Annotated in this window: 16 protein-coding genes; 9 read left to right on the forward strand and 7 right to left on the reverse strand. The window is 36.5% G+C overall.

Annotated features, from left to right (window positions below; genetic code table 11):
* Window positions 1-11 precede the first annotated feature (11 nt).
* Together era and rnc are read right to left on the reverse strand one after the other, a co-directional pair.
* Window positions 12-980, reverse strand: a complete 969-nt coding sequence (era, locus tag M902_RS08100; protein ID WP_021267177.1) for a GTPase Era — start codon at window positions 978-980, stop codon at window positions 12-14.
* 15 nt (window positions 981-995) lie between these two features.
* Window positions 996-1850, reverse strand: a complete 855-nt coding sequence (gene rnc, locus M902_RS15890) for a ribonuclease III (protein ID WP_021267367.1) — start codon at window positions 1848-1850, stop codon at window positions 996-998.
* Between the two features lie 133 nt (window positions 1851-1983).
* On the opposite strand from rnc, the gene M902_RS08110 reads away from it, so the two are divergent.
* Window positions 1984-2958, forward strand: coding sequence for a site-specific integrase (locus tag M902_RS08110; RefSeq protein ID WP_021267201.1), 975 nt, complete (start codon window positions 1984-1986; stop codon window positions 2956-2958).
* A 2-nt stretch (window positions 2959-2960) separates the two neighbouring features.
* Here the strand turns inward: M902_RS08110 and M902_RS08115 are convergent, their stop codons facing one another.
* Entirely contained in the window at window positions 2961-3848 is an 888-nt protein-coding gene (locus M902_RS08115; protein ID WP_021267388.1) for a hypothetical protein, read from the reverse strand.
* Between the two features lie 59 nt (window positions 3849-3907).
* Between M902_RS08115 and fsa the strand changes: the two genes are divergently transcribed.
* The 5 genes from fsa (at window position 3908) to M902_RS08140 (ending at window position 8481) form a co-directional block, all read left to right on the forward strand.
* Window positions 3908-4552 carry a fructose-6-phosphate aldolase gene (gene fsa, locus M902_RS08120; protein ID WP_021267224.1) on the forward strand — a complete coding sequence of 215 codons (645 nt, stop codon included), beginning with the start codon at window positions 3908-3910 and terminating at the stop codon, window positions 4550-4552.
* Window positions 4553-4725: 173 nt separating this feature from the next.
* A complete protein-coding gene (locus M902_RS08125) occupies window positions 4726-5613 on the forward strand; it encodes a matrixin family metalloprotease (protein WP_021267385.1) in 888 nt (295 codons plus the stop codon).
* Window positions 5614-5671: 58 nt separating this feature from the next.
* Window positions 5672-6334, forward strand: a complete 663-nt coding sequence (locus M902_RS08130; RefSeq protein WP_021267217.1) for a paraquat-inducible protein A — start codon at window positions 5672-5674, stop codon at window positions 6332-6334.
* A complete protein-coding gene (locus tag M902_RS08135) occupies window positions 6321-6917 on the forward strand; it encodes a paraquat-inducible protein A (RefSeq protein WP_021267173.1) in 597 nt (198 codons plus the stop codon). The genes M902_RS08130 and M902_RS08135 overlap by 14 nt, the downstream gene beginning before the upstream one ends.
* Window positions 6910-8481, forward strand: coding sequence for an intermembrane transport protein PqiB (locus M902_RS08140; protein WP_021267251.1), 1572 nt, complete (start codon window positions 6910-6912; stop codon window positions 8479-8481). The genes M902_RS08135 and M902_RS08140 overlap by 8 nt, the downstream gene beginning before the upstream one ends.
* A gap of 52 nt (window positions 8482-8533) precedes the next feature.
* Here M902_RS08140 and M902_RS08145 read toward each other — a convergent pair whose 3' ends face one another.
* Complete coding sequence (locus tag M902_RS08145) at window positions 8534-10477, reverse strand: sigma-54-dependent Fis family transcriptional regulator (RefSeq protein ID WP_021267278.1); 1944 nt, start codon at window positions 10475-10477, stop codon at window positions 8534-8536.
* Between the two features lie 231 nt (window positions 10478-10708).
* Here M902_RS08145 and M902_RS08150 point away from each other — a divergent pair, with 231 nt between their 5' ends.
* From M902_RS08150 to M902_RS08160, 3 genes are read left to right on the forward strand one after another with little or no spacing between them, the layout of a single operon-like run.
* Window positions 10709-11641 (forward strand): adenosylmethionine decarboxylase, encoded by a 933-nt coding sequence (locus M902_RS08150; RefSeq protein ID WP_021267244.1) that lies wholly within the window; start codon window positions 10709-10711, stop codon window positions 11639-11641.
* A gap of 23 nt (window positions 11642-11664) precedes the next feature.
* A complete protein-coding gene (gene speE / locus M902_RS08155) occupies window positions 11665-12531 on the forward strand; it encodes a polyamine aminopropyltransferase (RefSeq protein WP_021267322.1) in 867 nt (288 codons plus the stop codon).
* Window positions 12532-12546: 15 nt separating this feature from the next.
* On the forward strand, window positions 12547-13011 hold the full coding sequence (locus M902_RS08160) for an EVE domain-containing protein (RefSeq protein ID WP_021267279.1): 465 nt from the start codon (window positions 12547-12549) through the stop codon (window positions 13009-13011).
* On the opposite strand, the gene M902_RS08165 is transcribed toward M902_RS08160, so the two are convergent.
* The 3 genes from M902_RS08165 to speA all read right to left on the reverse strand — a co-directional run bounded on the left by M902_RS08165 (window position 12991) and on the right by speA (window position 16432).
* Window positions 12991-13272, reverse strand: a complete 282-nt coding sequence (locus M902_RS08165; protein WP_021267172.1) for a hypothetical protein — start codon at window positions 13270-13272, stop codon at window positions 12991-12993. The two genes, M902_RS08160 and M902_RS08165, sit on opposite strands and share 21 nt — an antisense overlap.
* A gap of 79 nt (window positions 13273-13351) precedes the next feature.
* Entirely contained in the window at window positions 13352-14410 is a 1059-nt protein-coding gene (locus M902_RS08170) for a hypothetical protein (RefSeq protein WP_021267161.1), read from the reverse strand.
* 108 nt (window positions 14411-14518) lie between these two features.
* On the reverse strand, window positions 14519-16432 hold the full coding sequence (gene speA / locus M902_RS08175) for a biosynthetic arginine decarboxylase (RefSeq protein WP_021267320.1): 1914 nt from the start codon (window positions 16430-16432) through the stop codon (window positions 14519-14521).
* Window positions 16433-16437: the final 5 nt, after the last annotated feature.

Genomic DNA, 16437 nt, shown 5'->3' on the forward strand with positions numbered 1-16437 from the left:
TTATATATAAATTATCTTTTTTTCCAAACACGTGCAGAGTTTGTTGCTCTAGGAAGACCAAGTTCTTCTAGAACAAAGTTATTCTTAAACCATTTCGGAGAAACCTTAACGTGTAGATTTAAGTGAACTGTCCCATCAGTCATAGCAGCGATTTTCTTACGTGCACGCATACCAATTTCTTTAATCATTGTTCCTTTAGATCCAACAACGATTGCACGTTGTGATGGACGGTTTACAAGGATAGAAGCTGAAATGTGAGCTGCAAATGCACCTGTCTTATCTTTAAAGTCTTTATACTCATCGATAACAACGGCCATTTCATATGGAAGCTCATCTTTTAATAATTCAAAAGCTTGTTCACGAATATATTCCGTCGCAAAGAATCGTTGCGACTTATTTGAAATTGCACCGTCTAGGTAGTAGTGAGAACCCGGCTTCGCTTCATCGCAAAGAGCGGCGGTTAGTAAGTGAACATTATCTCCGGCCTTAGTTGAAATACAGAAGAATCTCTCAATTGACGGGATAACTTCTTTAGCTTGTTCAAATACTTTATCTAGAGGAAGCGCTTCTGCATTTTCAACACGATCTGACTTAGTAAATACTAGCCAAGTTTTTGATAACTCTTTTCCACCAATATACTCTTTAAAGTCTTTGATTTGTCCAAGGATATCTTTTGTTAAGTCAATAAGAAGAAGGTTTACATCAACACCATCAACACCTTCTACTGCTTGTTGATTAATTCTTTTATTTAGTTCCTGACTTGCCTTGTGTAGACCTGGAGTGTCTACTAATACAACTTCAGTATGATCAACTGTAAAAACGGCATGAAATTTATTACGAGTTGTTTGTGGCTTGCTCGTTACAATTGAAAGGTCCATACCAAGTAAGTAGTTTACAAGTGAACTCTTTCCTACGTTTGGAGCTCCAACGATAGCGGCCATAAGTGATTTGTTGTCTGGGTGTTGATTTTCTAATAACATAACTTCTCCGTAAAATTAAAGACGATCTAATAAATTATTTTTTAAGCATTTCTTTGCAATTTCTTTTGTTCCATTTTTTTTACTATGAGACATTAGCTCACAGATATATTGCTCATTTACATAGAGCTCAATTTTAAATTCTTGTCCAATCTTTGTGGCACGATATTCAGGGAGACTTTTAAAACGGGCCAGTGTTTCCTCTTGTAGTTTTGTCTTTGGGTCAAAGTCTATTAGCTTCTTTTCGCAAAAGAATTTTTCTCCGACTTCCTTCTCATACATGCTCAAAACTGTATTTAAATACTCGTCGGCACGATCAACACCTTGGTCTATCGCGACTGCTCCAAGAAGTGATTCAAATAAGTCACAAAGAATTCCACTATTAACTTCTTCCTCTAACTCTCCCTTTCCAACAATTAAGAAAGAAGATAGACCTAAGAAATTAGCGAGTCCGCTTAGACTTTCTTCATTAACAAGAGCACTACGAAGCTTTGAAAGCTGGCCTTCGTTCATCTCATCAAAATTAAGAAAGAGATTCTTTGTCACAAATGCACCAAGAACAGAGTCTCCGTAAAACTCTAATCTCTCATAGCTTTTTACTTTTACCTTGGCCTCATGAGCATATGAGCTATGTGTAAAGGCACGCATCAGAAGTGCGTTATCTTTAAAATTTAAATTGAAAGTAGCTAAAAGCTTCTCTTCAATATTTGAATATTTAAGGAATGTATCAATTAAGAATTTGTGATTTTGCTCTAATGCACCACTAGCATTTGTATCACTTGATTGCTTAAAATTTGCAATCGTGTGCACATAAAATGCATGGGCAAATGGATTACTCTTCCCTTTCGGGCCGAGTGAGGTCGTCTCGAGCATAAATCACCTAATATTGAATTGTTAAGGCCATTTATAATGCTTTATCCCACCAATTGCAAGCTTAAGCTTCTTCTTGTGAAATAATAACAGGTTCGATAATATATTCAGTAATATACGTAGTTTAAGGATGGATATGGAAATCGCAACTGCCAATAAAAATAAGTTAGAAAAATGGCAAAAGGCCTTCTTCAAAAAGATTGAGGCCAAAGGCCGAAGTCTTAATACAATAAAGAATTATCGAACAGACCTGGCCTGCTTTAACCAATATGTAACAGAAAGCGCTAAGCAGACAAGTATTGAACACTATTCAATCCCAGAGATTCTTGAATATGGAAAGTACTTAGAGAGCAAGTATAATTCTGATAACTCACGTCGCCGCCGAGTTCAGGCCCTAAGAATTTTCTTCGACCACTTAGTAGAAGAAGGTGTTTTTAATGCCAACCCTGTTCGAAAAATTCCAACTTCACCAAAATTTCTGGATATACCAAGACCTGCAACCTTCTCTCATATAAAGAGTCTGTGGCATACGCTCTTAAATGATCAACGTATGGCCAAGAACGATCTTGAAAAACTAAAGGCCAAGAGAAATGGGATTATCTTTAGTGCCATTTATCTTGGGGGACTTAAAGTAAGTGAGCTTTCAAAAATTAAAGTTTCAAGCTTTTCTTTTAGAGACGAAATCAAAGCAGTCATCACACATGAAAAGCGTGACCCCTATACAGTTACCTTCCCTGCTATATTTGGCCGTTTATTCTATGAGTATATCGAGCTACTTGAAAAAGTAAAAAAAGAGCAGGGCCACAACTTCCCTCATCTTCTCTTTAATGCCAATGCCCATAAGATTCTTTCCGGAGGACTATCGGCCCGTGGCATGGAGTTATTATTTGAGGAGTGGCGCAGCCAATTGATGATTCAAATTACACCAAAGTCACTACGTCAGTCTTGTATCTTTACTTGGCTTCACAATGGAGTTAATGAGACAACAATGAAAGAGTGGTTAGGAGTCTCTCCAGCATATTCTTTAAAACCGTATAAAGAACATATGGATAAGCATTTCTACAATGACCAATTTATTGAGCTTGCCATGAATGAAGACAAGCTCATTTAAGACTAGTAAGAATTTTTAATTGGTACAGGTCTGTCATATACTGGCAGGCCAGCATCCTTATCAAGATGCCAACGATCAGTATAAAGTTCATCTTTCTCAATTCGATAGAAGTCTAGGTCTTGATCAAGCTTATCTAGCTTATAAATAAGTTCAGCTTGAAGACGAACCTGATCGTTCTTTTTTGAAAGAAGTAAATTCAATGCCTCATCTTTTTTTCTTTGAAGCTCGAGAATTTGCTTATCGTAATCGGCCGCGACTTCCACTTGCTTTTGTGAAAAGCCCCAGACAAATTTATTCACGTCATTTAACTGGAACGTAAAATCTCTTTTTTTAGCTAGTAAAGATAGGCGGTAGCGAGAGGCCTCTTTTATCCTGGCCGCAAGTGTTTTACTTTCAAAGACAAGGATCGTTCCTCTCCTTAATGTTGAGTTTTCACCCCAACAATCCTCAAGGTCCTTTGCATAAATTGTTATATACTTGTCTTCACTGGCACGTACATGTCCTTTACAGCGATCATTGTCCATATTTCTTGCGACATTAAAATAAACAACATCTGATGGCTTAAGAAATTTCACATTACGAGACTCAACCTGAATTTTAAAAACAGTTGAAGTTGGATCTTTGTCGGTAACACGACCAGAGAATTTAGAATAGTCGATACTCGGATCATAGAAAGTATCAAAGCCATGATCATTAATATAATTCTCATAGGCATTATAGTCCTTCTTAATATTTTTATTGCGTACATCGTCCTTCTTGATGATAAAACCGTCAGCATTGGCCTGCACCATACCTTGGGCCATAATCAATGAAAACATTAGAAGTATTAATCTCATATACTCATTATAGCGCAAAACGTCTTTACTAAAAGAGGTAGAAAACTTGTCCATTACTCCTCCCCATGTTAAATTTCTTTATTAATTTTTTATATTTCCCTTAGGAGCAAAATATGCAATTTTTTATCGATACAGGTGATATCAACGAAATTAAAGAAGCAGCGAAATGGGGCATCATTGATGGTGTAACAACAAACCCATCAATCATTGCAAAAACAGGTCGTTCACAAGTTGAAGTTATCAAGGATATTTGTGAAATCATTGATGGGCCAATCTCTGCAGAAGTTATTGCAACTGACAAAGATGGTATGATTAAAGAAGGAAGTGAACTTGCAAAAATTCACAGTAATATCGTTATTAAGCTTCCATTAACGGAAGACGGAATCGCTGCATGTAAGTGGTTCAGTGAAAACGGAATCAAAACTAATGTAACTCTGTGTTTTAGTTCTAACCAAGCTCTGCTAGCAGCTAAGAATGGTGCGACTTATATCTCTCCATTTATTGGAAGATTAGATGATATTGGTGCAGATGGAATGACTCTAATCCAAGAAATCCGTCATATGTATGATATCTATGGATTTGAAACAGAGGTCCTAGCAGCTTCAGTACGTCACGCAGATCACGTGAAACATTGCTCAATGGTTGGTGCAGATGTTGCGACAATGCCATTTGGTGTAATTAAGTCGCTATTTGGTCACCCACTAACAGAAAAGGGACTGGCTCAATTTCTGGCCGATCACGCAAAATCACAAAAGTAATCACATTTGTCATATTTTAAGAATAAATGTAAATAAGATTTATGATTACGGGGGCTTACGGCCCCCGTTCTTTATTTTTTCTAAATTTAATATCCCACGGACCGATATCTATTAAAATAGTGCTTAATGGCACTTATCCGAGCATATTGCTCTCCTATTGATAAAGGTTTGGGATGAAGTTTATTAAATCAACTTTTCTATTAGCGTGTTTTTGTGCGGCGACTATCTCCTGCGTTGAAGAACCAGATAAGGGACCTTCAATTAGCTCACTCCCATTGCGCTGGAATGCATCGGCACTACCTTTAACAGTAAAAGTCCACAATGACTTCAGTAATATCAATGATCTTGATGGTGGCTCAGATAGCCTCCCCTTAGCAGATGAAGATGACGGAAACTACCTAGAATACGACATGATGGAAGAGATGCAAAAGGCATGGAATGATGCCGATGATGCTAGAGACTACTTTGTCTTAGGTCATGGCCAAGCGGCTTCCCGCGATCCAGCTTCAGACCTGGACGATTATTATGATGGAGAAATCGGAATCTATATTACACAAGATTGGTATGCAGATGTTGGCTTCGGGGTTCTTGCCATCACCTCCTACTTTGCTGAACATAAGGGCAGTTACCTTAGAATGGTTCATGGTGATATTATTGTCAATTTACAAGACTATTGGTTCACTTTTGATAATACCAATGAAACTTCTTCTTATTATGATATGCCATCTGTTATTCTCCATGAGCTTGGCCATTTAATTGGGCTTAAGCATACTAATTCAAAATCAGTAGAGTCCATCATGTATCCTCAATTAGGTGGAGGAGAAAAGAAAAGATCCTTAAGTTTCTACGACTCAAAAATAATTCAAAACCTCTATGATAATGCAACAGCGATGAGCGCTGGAGTACGGACTGCTGCTCTTGGTAGTAGTGATGAGACAACTAAGTCAGAAGAGCCTGTCGATAAACCTAAACTTATCCATGGCTATATTGAACTACGTACAGATGGAAATTGTCGCCACTACCAAGATGGTAAATTAATTGATACTCACAAGGCCTTTTAGTCTATAGTGCAAGGTTTGCTCTCTTAAAAATAACGGTAATTTATGGCCTAATATTATTATGGCCACAATTCTAGACGACACAGATAAAACGTCATTTCCAATTGATGAGGAGACGCTAAAGGATAATTCAAAATTAATCCTTTGCCCTGACTGTGATGAACTCTACGAATTTAAATTAATTGCTCCGAGACAAAAGGCCGTTTGCCAGTGCTGTGGATACACTCTCTACCGCGGCGATAGCACAATTCTCATGGTAAAGGTTCTAACGGTATCGGGACTTTTATTATTCTATCCGGCATTCTTTTTACCCGTTTTGAAAATTCATATGGCAGGAAGTAATTTAGAAACATCGACTTATCAGTCTGTCTTCGCTTTTGCCACTAAAGCATATTGGCCAATAGCAATCTCTGTTATTCTCTTTGCGATTCTAATTCCACTTTTTAGATTGCTCGTTTATTTATCAATTTTTATTAAAAATAAGTTTATTAATCAGAGTATTTCTAAGCCACTACTTAAGTACTTAGCCCCTTCTCATGAATGGTCTATGGTCGATGTCTACTTCATGGGTATTATTGTGACGGTTTCGAAAATGGTCGATCGCTCTGACGTTGAACTTACTATTGGGACTCTTAGCCTGGTCTTACTTATGATTAATAACATTCTACTTCAATCAGTTACTCACTTTGATGAATTATGGAAGAAGCTTTATGAGAGGAATTGATCATCAAAAGGCATTGTGCCCTAAGTGCCAAAAAGTAAATTCAATTCTTACCTGTACGAGATGTGGTGCGAAGATTGAACTTAGAAATTACGAAGGAATCTCTCGTTGCAAAGCCTATCTCATTGCGGCCATTGCCCTCTACATACCAGCAAACCTTCTTCCCATAATGACAGTTCTAACGTTCAATAGAGGCACTCCAAGGACAATCCTCGGTGGTGTTCTAAACTTAATCACATTAAAGATGTACCCTATTGCCATGATTGTATTTGCGGCCAGTATAATTGTCCCAATATTTAAAATCATTTCACTTTGGTATATCATTGATAATATAAATACTTTAGATGAGAGAAAAAAGAAGAAGTTAACAAAGCTTTATCGAGTTGTTCATATCGTTGGGAAATGGTCTATGCTTGATATCTTTGTTATTGCCCTCCTTGTTATACTTGTTAATGTTGAATTCATTTCTCAAATAAAAGCAGAGCCTGCTGTGCTCTACTTCACAGCAGTCGTAATACTAACCATCTTAGCGTCAAATGAAGTGGACACAAGATTAATCTGGGATAATAAGGAAAGATATGAGTAACGGAAAACCTCAAGTTGTTAGCAAAAAAGGAATAAATCCAATTTGGTTCTTTCCCGTAGCTGCTGTTTCAATTGGGATCTGGCTTTTATATACAAACTTAATGGCCCGTGCCTCATATATTACAATCAACTTCAAAAATGCAGATGGAATTATCCCAGGTAAGACTACGATTATCTACAAGGGAACAATTGTTGGCCGTGTAAAGGATACTGAGCTTAATAAAAATCTCACAAGTGTTGCTGTCCATGTAGAAATGAACCCTCGTATGCGCGACTACTTATCAAAAGATACGAAGTTTTGGCTTGTAAGCCCCACGGTAAACCTATCAGGTATTTCAGGTCTAGGTACCATTATTAGTGGTAAATTCATTAATATGCATCCAGCAAAGGGAAAATTTATTAGGAATTTTGATGCTCTTAATGAGACTCCACGCAGTCTTAGAAGTGATGGTATCTATATAAAACTCAATGCTAATAAACTTGGCTCTATCTCTAACGGCTCACCAATTTACTACAATAAAATTCAAGTAGGAGAAGTCACTAGTTATGATCTTGATATGGAAAGAGATGGAGTCGATATTACAGTTTTCATTGAAAGCCGTTATCAAAACCTAATTCATTCGACTTCAAGATTCTACAACGTCAGTGGAATGCAAGTTGATGCTTCACTTACGGGGGTAAAAGTACAAACAGAATCTTTGGCCTCACTAGTTAAAGGCGGTATCTCATTTGTAAACTTTGAAAGTGATAACAAGACAGTTCTTAAGCAAAATTTTGAAAAAAGTTTTAAACTCTATACTTCTTATGAGGAAACAATACCAGGAAAGGAAATTGAAATCGAATTCCCACTAGGTAGCGCTGTTTCAAAAGTTAAAACTCCAATTAAATTTAGAAGTATTGTTATTGGATATGTGACAGGATCAAAAATTGATCGTAATAAATCAACACTTACAGTACAAGCGACAATAAAGAAAGAATTTGAAAATATTGTCGTTAAGGGAGCAAAGTTTTGGGAAGTTAAGCCTAAAATTTCCCTTAGTGGGATTGAGTCGATCGATGCCCTTACAGGAAATTATATTGCTGTGGATATCGGCCGTTCAAGATATAATAAAGGTAAGCAAACAGATAGCTTTAAGGCGCTAAGACAAGCACCTCTAAAAGAAGTACACAATAAATTTGGGCAAAGGCTTAGTCTTTATAGTGACCGCAGAAATTCTCTCGCAAAAGGGCAAGGTGTTTACTACCGTGGAATCCAGGTTGGCGTAATCACAGATGTAAGACTCAATACACGAGCTAAGAATATTATTGCTGAGATCTTCGTAAATTCTCCTTATCATAGACTTTTGAAGGAAGAGACGAAATTTTGGAATGTAAGCGGTGTCGACGTAGAATTTGGACTTTTTTCAGGAGCTAAAATAAGCACTCAATCCCTAGAGACTCTCTTCTCTGGAGGAGTTGAATTTGCTACGCCTGAGAGATTCACAAAAAGAAAGAAGAATTACTTTAAAATTCACAAAAAGGCCAATAGTGAGTGGTTAGAATGGAAACCGATTATTGAATTATAAGCATAAAAAAGCCTCGCATCGCGAGGCCTTTTCATTTGTATATTATTTAATTTTAAGCAACTTTTTTATCTTTATCCACTTCAGGAGCTTCTAGTTGATCAAGTATCTCTTGAGAATAAATCAACTTTTTACGAAGGGCCTCACGTGAGATTCCCATCTCTTTTGCAGCCTTAGACTTATTTCCAAAATTTCTTTTAATCTCATTAAGAATCATTTCACGCTCAACAAGAGCAAGACGATCTTTTAGAGGAAGTGTAAAATCTGTGACATGATCAATCTGTCCAAATTGCTTCTGCTTCATTGAAATATCAACTAGCGGAGATACTCCGTCATTGATTTCAATATCAGATATAATATGTGACTTTGGATGATATAGCACAGCTCTTTCAATACATTTCTTTAATTCATAAATATTTCCAGGCCAGTCATACTGTAGGATTTGTTCCATAACCTTTTTAGAAAAACTCTTAAGTAAAAGGCCTTGTCTTTTACACTCAACCTTTAAGAAATACTCAACAAGCATTTCAATATCATCTTCACGGCGTCTTAGTGGATCGATATTAATTTGAGCTTGTGATAAAAACTCAAAAAGATCACGATGAAATAGTCCCTCATCAGTTAGGATTCCAAGATCCTTAATCGATGTTGCCATAATACGACAATCAATACTTACAATACCACCTGAAGTACCTCTGTTTGAGATAACTTCAAACAGTCTCTCTTGCCATTCGTAAGAAAGATTTTCAATATGATTAAGAACGACTGTTCCACCTTGTGTTTTCGAAAAAACACATTGATTTTCATCTGGGCCAAATAGCTGGGCCTCTAACTTATCCGTATCTTGTAATTTACAATTCACAGTATTTACTTCATGTAGTCCGCGCTTACCTTCAAAGTGCAGAACTGTTGCATAAAGATTCTTTCCAACTCCCTTCTCACCTGTAATAAGAACTGGACTATCAAGATCCTTTAGCTTTGAAATCGAGCTTCTCATCGACTTAACACCTGTTGTGTTTCCAATGATTGCATACTGACGATCATATGGAGCAGAGAAACGACGGATTTTTGAATTATTCGAGATAGGGTTAAAGCTATGGAATACTGATGAGAAAACAAGAGCTAAAACCTTCATTGTTTTTTCATCTTCAATAGTAAAACGATTTTCATTTCGCTTATTAATAACTTCAATTACACCAATAATCTTATCTTCACGGTTATAAATAGGATAACAAATAATTGATTTTGTCGTGAATCCATTTTGCTCATCAAAGGCATTATTAAATCGCGACTCATCACTTTCAGTACAAATATTTAATGCGACCCCCGTTGTGAAAACAGAACCTGCAACACCAAGGCGATAATCAAACTTCAGGCCCGTCTTATCTAACCCTAAAGCAGCAATTGCTTCAAGCTCATTTGTATCTGGATTGATTAAAAAGATTGAAGAACGTTGTGCATTCAAAATACGAATAACTTCTTCAAGCATTGTATCAAGAAAGCCTTCTTTATCACCAAAGTGAGTAATATCTTTGAATAGAGAAAGTAAAAGCGAGAACATTTCAAATCCTTCATTTGGATCTGTATAACGTTCTTTTAGTGCTGATTGAATCAGACAATCTTTTAATCTTTCTGAAGAAAAGCTCATGATATATGACTCTAGAAATTTATTAATTCCTTTTTCAACGTCAAGCTCAACACCATAGATAATCTCTTCATCTTCTAAAACATTTGAGAAGGCACGAACAACTCGCCCAGTTAAATCAAGATGCTTCTTTTTAAACTGAAGAGAAACTTCTAGTTCTGTTCCAACAGAAATTCTCTCGTGTGTCTTAAAACCAAAACCAGTGATTGAAATATCAACAAGTTTAGCGTCATCGATATATTCGAGATGGCCAACTTCATCTTCTTTTTGAATGAGAAAACGTAAGTTATCCGCTTCTTCAACTGGAATTCTAAATGATTGAAAGAACTTAAATTCTGAAAAACTGGCGAGCATGATAATCCCCTCATTAATGCTTTACAGTTATTAATCGGTAAAATTTGGTTAAAACTTTAGGGTAATGCCCAAAATTATTGGCTATAAAATATATAGGATGGCCCTCTTTATGCCCTTATTACTTGCCTGATGGACTAACAAGCAATAAGATGTGACATTAAAATTAGTTGTAATATTGAGTACTTGCACCACCTAGGGTAAGTAGCTAGGTATTTAAAAATTGGATGAAATATGATTTTTGAAGGTTCAGAAAAGAAGGCCGAAATTATCGTTAAAGATGGCCTTAACTTACTAGAAATCCCTGATACTTTTTGGGCCCAGCTAGTTGAAAAAGCGAAAGCGACAATCCTTTCAAGTGTAAAAAATGAAAAGTTGAAAGCATTTCTACTTTCAGAGTCCTCTCTCTTTGTTTGGGAAGACAGAATGCTTATTATTACTTGTGGCCAGACGACACTTATTCAGGCCATTGACTTTTTTACTAGTGAATACGGAAAGGATTCAATTAAACAACTTATCTTTCAAAGAAAGAATGAGTACTTCTCTCATATGCAGCACTCAACTTTTATGGATGATATTAAACTTCTAGAAAATAAATTTGATGGAACAGCATTTCGTTTCGGCAATATTGATGATCACCACAACTATATTTATTTCCTCGATCGAGAATACACTCCGTCTGTAGATGATCACACATTTGAACTTCTAATGTACGAAATATCTTGTGAAGCGAGAAAACTTCTTACCGATGAAAATGTAACAAAAGAGCAGATCAGAGATTTATTAAAACTAGATGAAATCCTACCAGGTTTTGAACTTGATGATTTTGTCTTCAACCCATATGGCTATTCTTTAAATGCCATCAAGGATGACAACTACTTCACTTGCCACATTACTCCGCAAGAAGAGTGTCCGTATATTAGTTTTGAAACAGATATTGATATGAAGGAAATTGCTGGAGTGCTAATTGATGCAATGGAGCCAATCTCTTATGACTTCATTGAGTTCTGTCCAAATCAAGATGGAAACTGCGGGCTCAATGTAAACCCTGGAGAATACAAGGCAAAGACGCAAGTTGAAAGCTATTTAAAATGCGGCTATATCATGTACTTTTCACACTTTTATAAATTACGTACAAACCGCTTAACACCATACAAATTACTTTAATAAAATAATATCAGGAGACAGTTATGCACAGTAACCTATGGATCGAAGAAAGATATAAAGATTTTTACGGGATGAGATATAAAGTAGAGAATGTTCTTTACTCGAAGAAAACAGAATTCCAAACTGTAGACGTTGTCGAAACAAAGGGGCATGGAAAAATGCTTCTAAACGACGGACTAGTAATGGTAACAGAAAGAGATGAGATTGCTTATCACGATATGATTTCTCACGTGCCACTATTTGTTCACCCAAATCCAAAAAACGTACTTGTTATCGGTGGTGGTGACGGTGGAACAGCAAGAGAAGTACTTCGTCATTCTTCAGTTGAAAAATGTACAATGGTTGAAATTGATGGTGCTGTTTGTGAAGCATGTATTGAATTCATTCCACAAACTGCAGAAGTTCTAAAAGGTCACCCAAAACTAGATCTAATCATCGGCGACGGTGTTAAATTTGTTCAAGAAACAACAGAGAAGTTTGATGTTATCATCATCGACTCAACTGACCCAATTGGACCAGCGGCCCCTCTATTTGGCCCTGAGTTTTACACTAATGTAAATAAGTGCCTTGCTGAAAACGGTATCGTTGTTTCTCAAGGAGAATCGCCTTGGTTTGAGGCAGAAATTCAAAAGAGTATGCTCGGTGTTCTAAATGATATTTTCAAAAATACATTTATCTATAACTTCTCTAACCTAACATATCCTGGTGGACTGTGGTCATTTACTTTTGCAACAAAAGGCGACATTCACCCAATAAACGATTTTAGAGAAGACGCAGTAGCAGCAAGCGGACTTGAGTTCTCTTACTACAATGCAGGACTTCATAAGGCAGCATTCTACCTGCCAACATTTATGAAGAAAAACCTTGAAGGACTAATCCAAAACCCTTAAGGAAAAAGGATAATAATGCAATACTGGCTCTTTAAAAGCGAACCTGATGCTTTCTCTATTGATGACCTCGCAAGGCGTCCGAAACAATCGGAATCTTGGGATGGAGTGCGAAACTATCAGGCCCGCAACTTCATGAGAGATGAGATAAAACTTGGAGACAAGGTCTTCTTCTATCACTCAAGTTGCAAAGAGCCAGCTATCGTGGGACTTGCAGAAGTAGTCAAAGAGTCACATCCAGATAAGACGCAATTTGATGAGAAATCAAAGTACTTTGACCCAAAGGCCACAAAAGAAGCTCCACGCTGGTTTCTTGTTGATATAAAATTTGTCGAAAAATTTTCTAAAGCATTAACGCTAAAAGAAATGAAAGCTGATAGTCGCTTTGAGGAGATGCCTTTGGTAAAAAAAGGCTCTCGCCTATCCATCATGCCAATTCCTAAAAAGATAGCGGCAACAATTTTAAAAGATATTAAAAACTAGAGTTTGCATAAACTCGCGCCCAAAAGTTGTATAACTTAGAAATAAAGTCACAAAGGATAAGACTAGGCCAATTGTAAAGAAGCTTAGTATAACAAGGCCAGTACGCCCTATAAGTGCTTTAATTGGTTGCTTATAGTAAAGAGACAAATGTGAAAGATCATTGTGTCCATGAACACCACCAAATTTATACTCCTGAACGCCACTATCTTGTGCTTCTTCAGATGTATTTAAATCGACATCAGATAGGTCTTGAATTGGCATTTCCCACTACTCCTCACACCAGCTTCATTCGCTGATATGAAGAGTATCGGTAAATACTTAAATTATTTTAATGATTCACTTATTGAATAATCTGAGATTCTTGGGATTGTTGATTAGTTGCTGAAATTACGGCATTTTCTTCAATTAATTCAGAGTCGTCGCCGCGGCCAATCGTTTCTTCAACTAAATCCATTTTAGTTGTCATAATTTCACATGCCGTCTCAATTTGCCCTCTAACTTCTTCAACCTCACAAGCAATATCTTGTTTTGAGTCTAAGTATGAATCAATCTCGTCACGACAAATTGCTAACTTTTCAATTAGTTGATCTTGATTTCCACGGTAAGTTTCTTCCAGATTTGAAAGAAGCCCAATTACATTATTAAAGAATTTTGCAAGATTACGACTTAGGCCTTCAAGTTCACTACTACTTTGAGACATTTCGGAGTCATTGAGTAAACTTGCTTGAACATCAACACGAAAGCTTAGTGTCTTTAGTTGAAAGATAATATCTTTCATATCCTGGAATTCATTCATAAACTTTTCAAAAGTTTCTTGGAATTTAGAATCCCCTTCTTCTGTTTCATTCTTAGCATCACTTTGCTTTGGTAATTCTTTAATGAACTCAAGAGCTTTTTCTCTTAATTCATTAATAGAATCAACGATTGGCCCCATTCCTTTATGTCCATCATTAATCACAAGTATTTGATCCTTAATGTCTTCCATCGTATTTTGAAGTTCAATATTCATTAATTCAAATTGAGAGATTTGTTCTTTTTGACTTTCAACAGCTTCCATTTCTTGTGAGAGCTTGATTTGAAGTGACTTCTTACTTTCTTTTAATTCTTTCATTTCACTCGTCAGTCTTTCAACTTCTAGGCGTAATAATTCACTATCATTAAAGAGACGCATTTTCGCGTAATATTCTTTAATCATAGGAATGATAGCAACAATAGCAAGGACCCCAGCTAAGACCATAAAAATAAGATTGTATAAGCTTCTTGAAATAAGCCAATTATAGATAAGAACACCATGTGTCATCAAAGATAGTGCACATATAATGAAGTAATTCGATTTTGATGCTGGCGATTTTGGTTGTTTTGGTGGTTTGATTGAATTCTTTTCAATTTTTAAAGACATGTTATCGATCCCTGACAAACTTTCTTTTAATAATACAATAATTATCAAACACTAAAGTAAGTAAGTCAATTATCAGAGACCGATAATTTTTAACAACTTATGACAGTTTTATTTTAAGTAAGTATAGCTTTTGAGACAATCTTCATAGAAGTCTACAAGAGACACACCATCACGAGGACGAATCCTTCCACGTGACACCTGACGATCAATATAGCGTTTTACTTTAAAGGCCATAAACTCAGGATTATACTGCATTGTTGAAAGAACCTGACGTGCAGAATTTCCTTCAACAGTCTCTTCAATATAAAATCCCTTTGGATCGTCACTATCTGCGTAGACGTGAACTTCATTAACTCGTCCAAAAAGGTTGTGCATATCACCCATAACATCCTGGTAGGCTCCTGTTAAGAAAATACCAATGCGATACTCCTCACCTTCATTTAGCTGATGAACTGCAATTGTCTTTTTAAACCCTTCATCAGGATCATAAAAGCGATCAATCTTCCCATCACTATCACATGTAATATCTGCAAGAGTTGATCTCTTAAGAGGTTTTTCGTTAAGACGTGTAAGTGGAACAACAGGTAGAACTTGTTCGATGGCCCAGCTGTCACATGCAGATTGAAACACAGAAAAGTTACATAAGTATTGGCCACTTAGGGTATTCTCAAGATCCTGCATTAGTTCCGATTGAAAATCTTCTTCAGGAACTAGAGAATTAATTTCTTTAAGAATACGCAGATGCATAGTCTCAATTTTCGCTCGTTCTTCAAGCTCAAGAATCCCAAGTTTAAAAGCATGAATTGAATCAGTCTTAATTTTCAAAGCATCATTATATGCTTCTTGCCAATTTTTTGTTTTTTCTAAAACTTCACCAACTTGTCTCATCTCAGTAACGAGATTATGTTCACCTGTTTCTTGCTTAGTTGAAAACTCAATCTTTGTGTTATCAATTTCACCAATGATATTTGTGATAACGCAACTATGGTGTGCCGTGATTGCGCGTCCACTCTCAGTGATAATATGCGGGTGCTCGACACCTTCTAGATCACATACAGACTTTAGTCCGTAAACGATATCAGTAATATAGTCTGTAATTGAATAATTAATTGATGAATCGTTTGTTGAGTTTGTCCCATCGTAGTCAACACCAAGTCCACCACCAACATCAAAATACTGCAGAGGAGCACCAATTTTTTGCATCTTACAATAGATTCGAGAGCCCTCTTCAATTGCTTCTTTAATTGAGCGGATATCAGTAATTTGAGATCCAATATGGAAGTGAAAGAGCTTTAACATATCCAAGCGATCATGCTTTTTTAAGAACTCAATGGCCAAGATAATTTCAGAAGTCGTTAAACCAAACTTCGCCTTATCTCCACCACTAGATTCCCATTTACCGCGGCCCTTAACAGACATGCGGCCTCGAATTCCAATAAATGGAATTACCCCATGCTCCTTACCAAGCTCAACAAGCATGCGCAGTTCAGAGAATTTTTCAATAACGACAAATATCTTACGTCCTAGTTTTGCTCCAAGTATAGCAAGCTTTAGATAGTCACGATCTTTGTAACCGTTTAAAACAGTAAGAGAGTCGGCGTTATTATTATAGGCAAGAGCAGAAAGAAGCTCAGGCTTAGATCCAGCTTCAAGTCCGTAATTGTAGCGAGAGCCAGCATCAACAATTTCTTCAACGACTTCTCTCATTTGGTTTACCTTGACAGGGTAAACACCAAAAAATTTCCCGCGATAATCTTCATCATCAATTACCTTTTGAAAGGTATTATTTAAAAGCTTTACTTGCGAGCGTAAAATATCATGGAAACGAATTACTAAAGGAAGTTGAATTCCTTGTTCTTTTGCTTCTTCAATAACGTCATTAATAACGATTCCAACATTCTTATTTGGATTTGGAGTCGCTTTAAGTTGTCCATTTTCTTCGATCTTAAAATAACCGTTACTCCACTTACTTACGTTGTAGAGGCGATCAGAATCTTGAATTGTCCAAGTCTCATTTGTCATTTCTT

It is taken from the genome of Bacteriovorax sp. BAL6_X, from assembly GCF_000443995.1.
Lineage (GTDB): Bacteria > Bdellovibrionota > Bacteriovoracia > Bacteriovoracales > Bacteriovoracaceae > Halobacteriovorax_A.

Bases quoted from the DNA above. Each gene is read 5' to 3' on its own strand.
- M902_RS08165 (WP_021267172.1), bottom strand. From the start codon at position 13,272: ATGCCAATTCAAGACCTATCTGATGTCGATTTAAATACATCTGAAGAA.
- M902_RS08125 (WP_021267385.1), top strand. From the start codon at position 4,726: ATGAAGTTTATTAAATCAACTTTTCTATTAGCGTGTTTTTGTGCGGCG.
- speA (WP_021267320.1), bottom strand. From the start codon at position 16,432: ATGACAAATGAGACTTGGACAATTCAAGATTCTGATCGCCTCTACAAC.
- M902_RS08130 (WP_021267217.1), top strand. From the start codon at position 5,672: ATGGCCACAATTCTAGACGACACAGATAAAACGTCATTTCCAATTGAT.
- era (WP_021267177.1), bottom strand. From the start codon at position 980: ATGTTATTAGAAAATCAACACCCAGACAACAAATCACTTATGGCCGCT.
- M902_RS08135 (WP_021267173.1), top strand. From the start codon at position 6,321: ATGAGAGGAATTGATCATCAAAAGGCATTGTGCCCTAAGTGCCAAAAA.
- fsa (WP_021267224.1), top strand. From the start codon at position 3,908: ATGCAATTTTTTATCGATACAGGTGATATCAACGAAATTAAAGAAGCA.
- M902_RS08150 (WP_021267244.1), top strand. From the start codon at position 10,709: ATGATTTTTGAAGGTTCAGAAAAGAAGGCCGAAATTATCGTTAAAGAT.
- rnc (WP_021267367.1), bottom strand. From the start codon at position 1,850: ATGCTCGAGACGACCTCACTCGGCCCGAAAGGGAAGAGTAATCCATTT.
- M902_RS08170 (WP_021267161.1), bottom strand. From the start codon at position 14,410: ATGTCTTTAAAAATTGAAAAGAATTCAATCAAACCACCAAAACAACCA.
- M902_RS08115 (WP_021267388.1), bottom strand. From the start codon at position 3,848: ATGGACAAGTTTTCTACCTCTTTTAGTAAAGACGTTTTGCGCTATAAT.
- M902_RS08160 (WP_021267279.1), top strand. From the start codon at position 12,547: ATGCAATACTGGCTCTTTAAAAGCGAACCTGATGCTTTCTCTATTGAT.
- M902_RS08140 (WP_021267251.1), top strand. From the start codon at position 6,910: ATGAGTAACGGAAAACCTCAAGTTGTTAGCAAAAAAGGAATAAATCCA.
- speE (WP_021267322.1), top strand. From the start codon at position 11,665: ATGCACAGTAACCTATGGATCGAAGAAAGATATAAAGATTTTTACGGG.
- M902_RS08145 (WP_021267278.1), bottom strand. From the start codon at position 10,477: ATGCTCGCCAGTTTTTCAGAATTTAAGTTCTTTCAATCATTTAGAATT.
- M902_RS08110 (WP_021267201.1), top strand. From the start codon at position 1,984: ATGGAAATCGCAACTGCCAATAAAAATAAGTTAGAAAAATGGCAAAAG.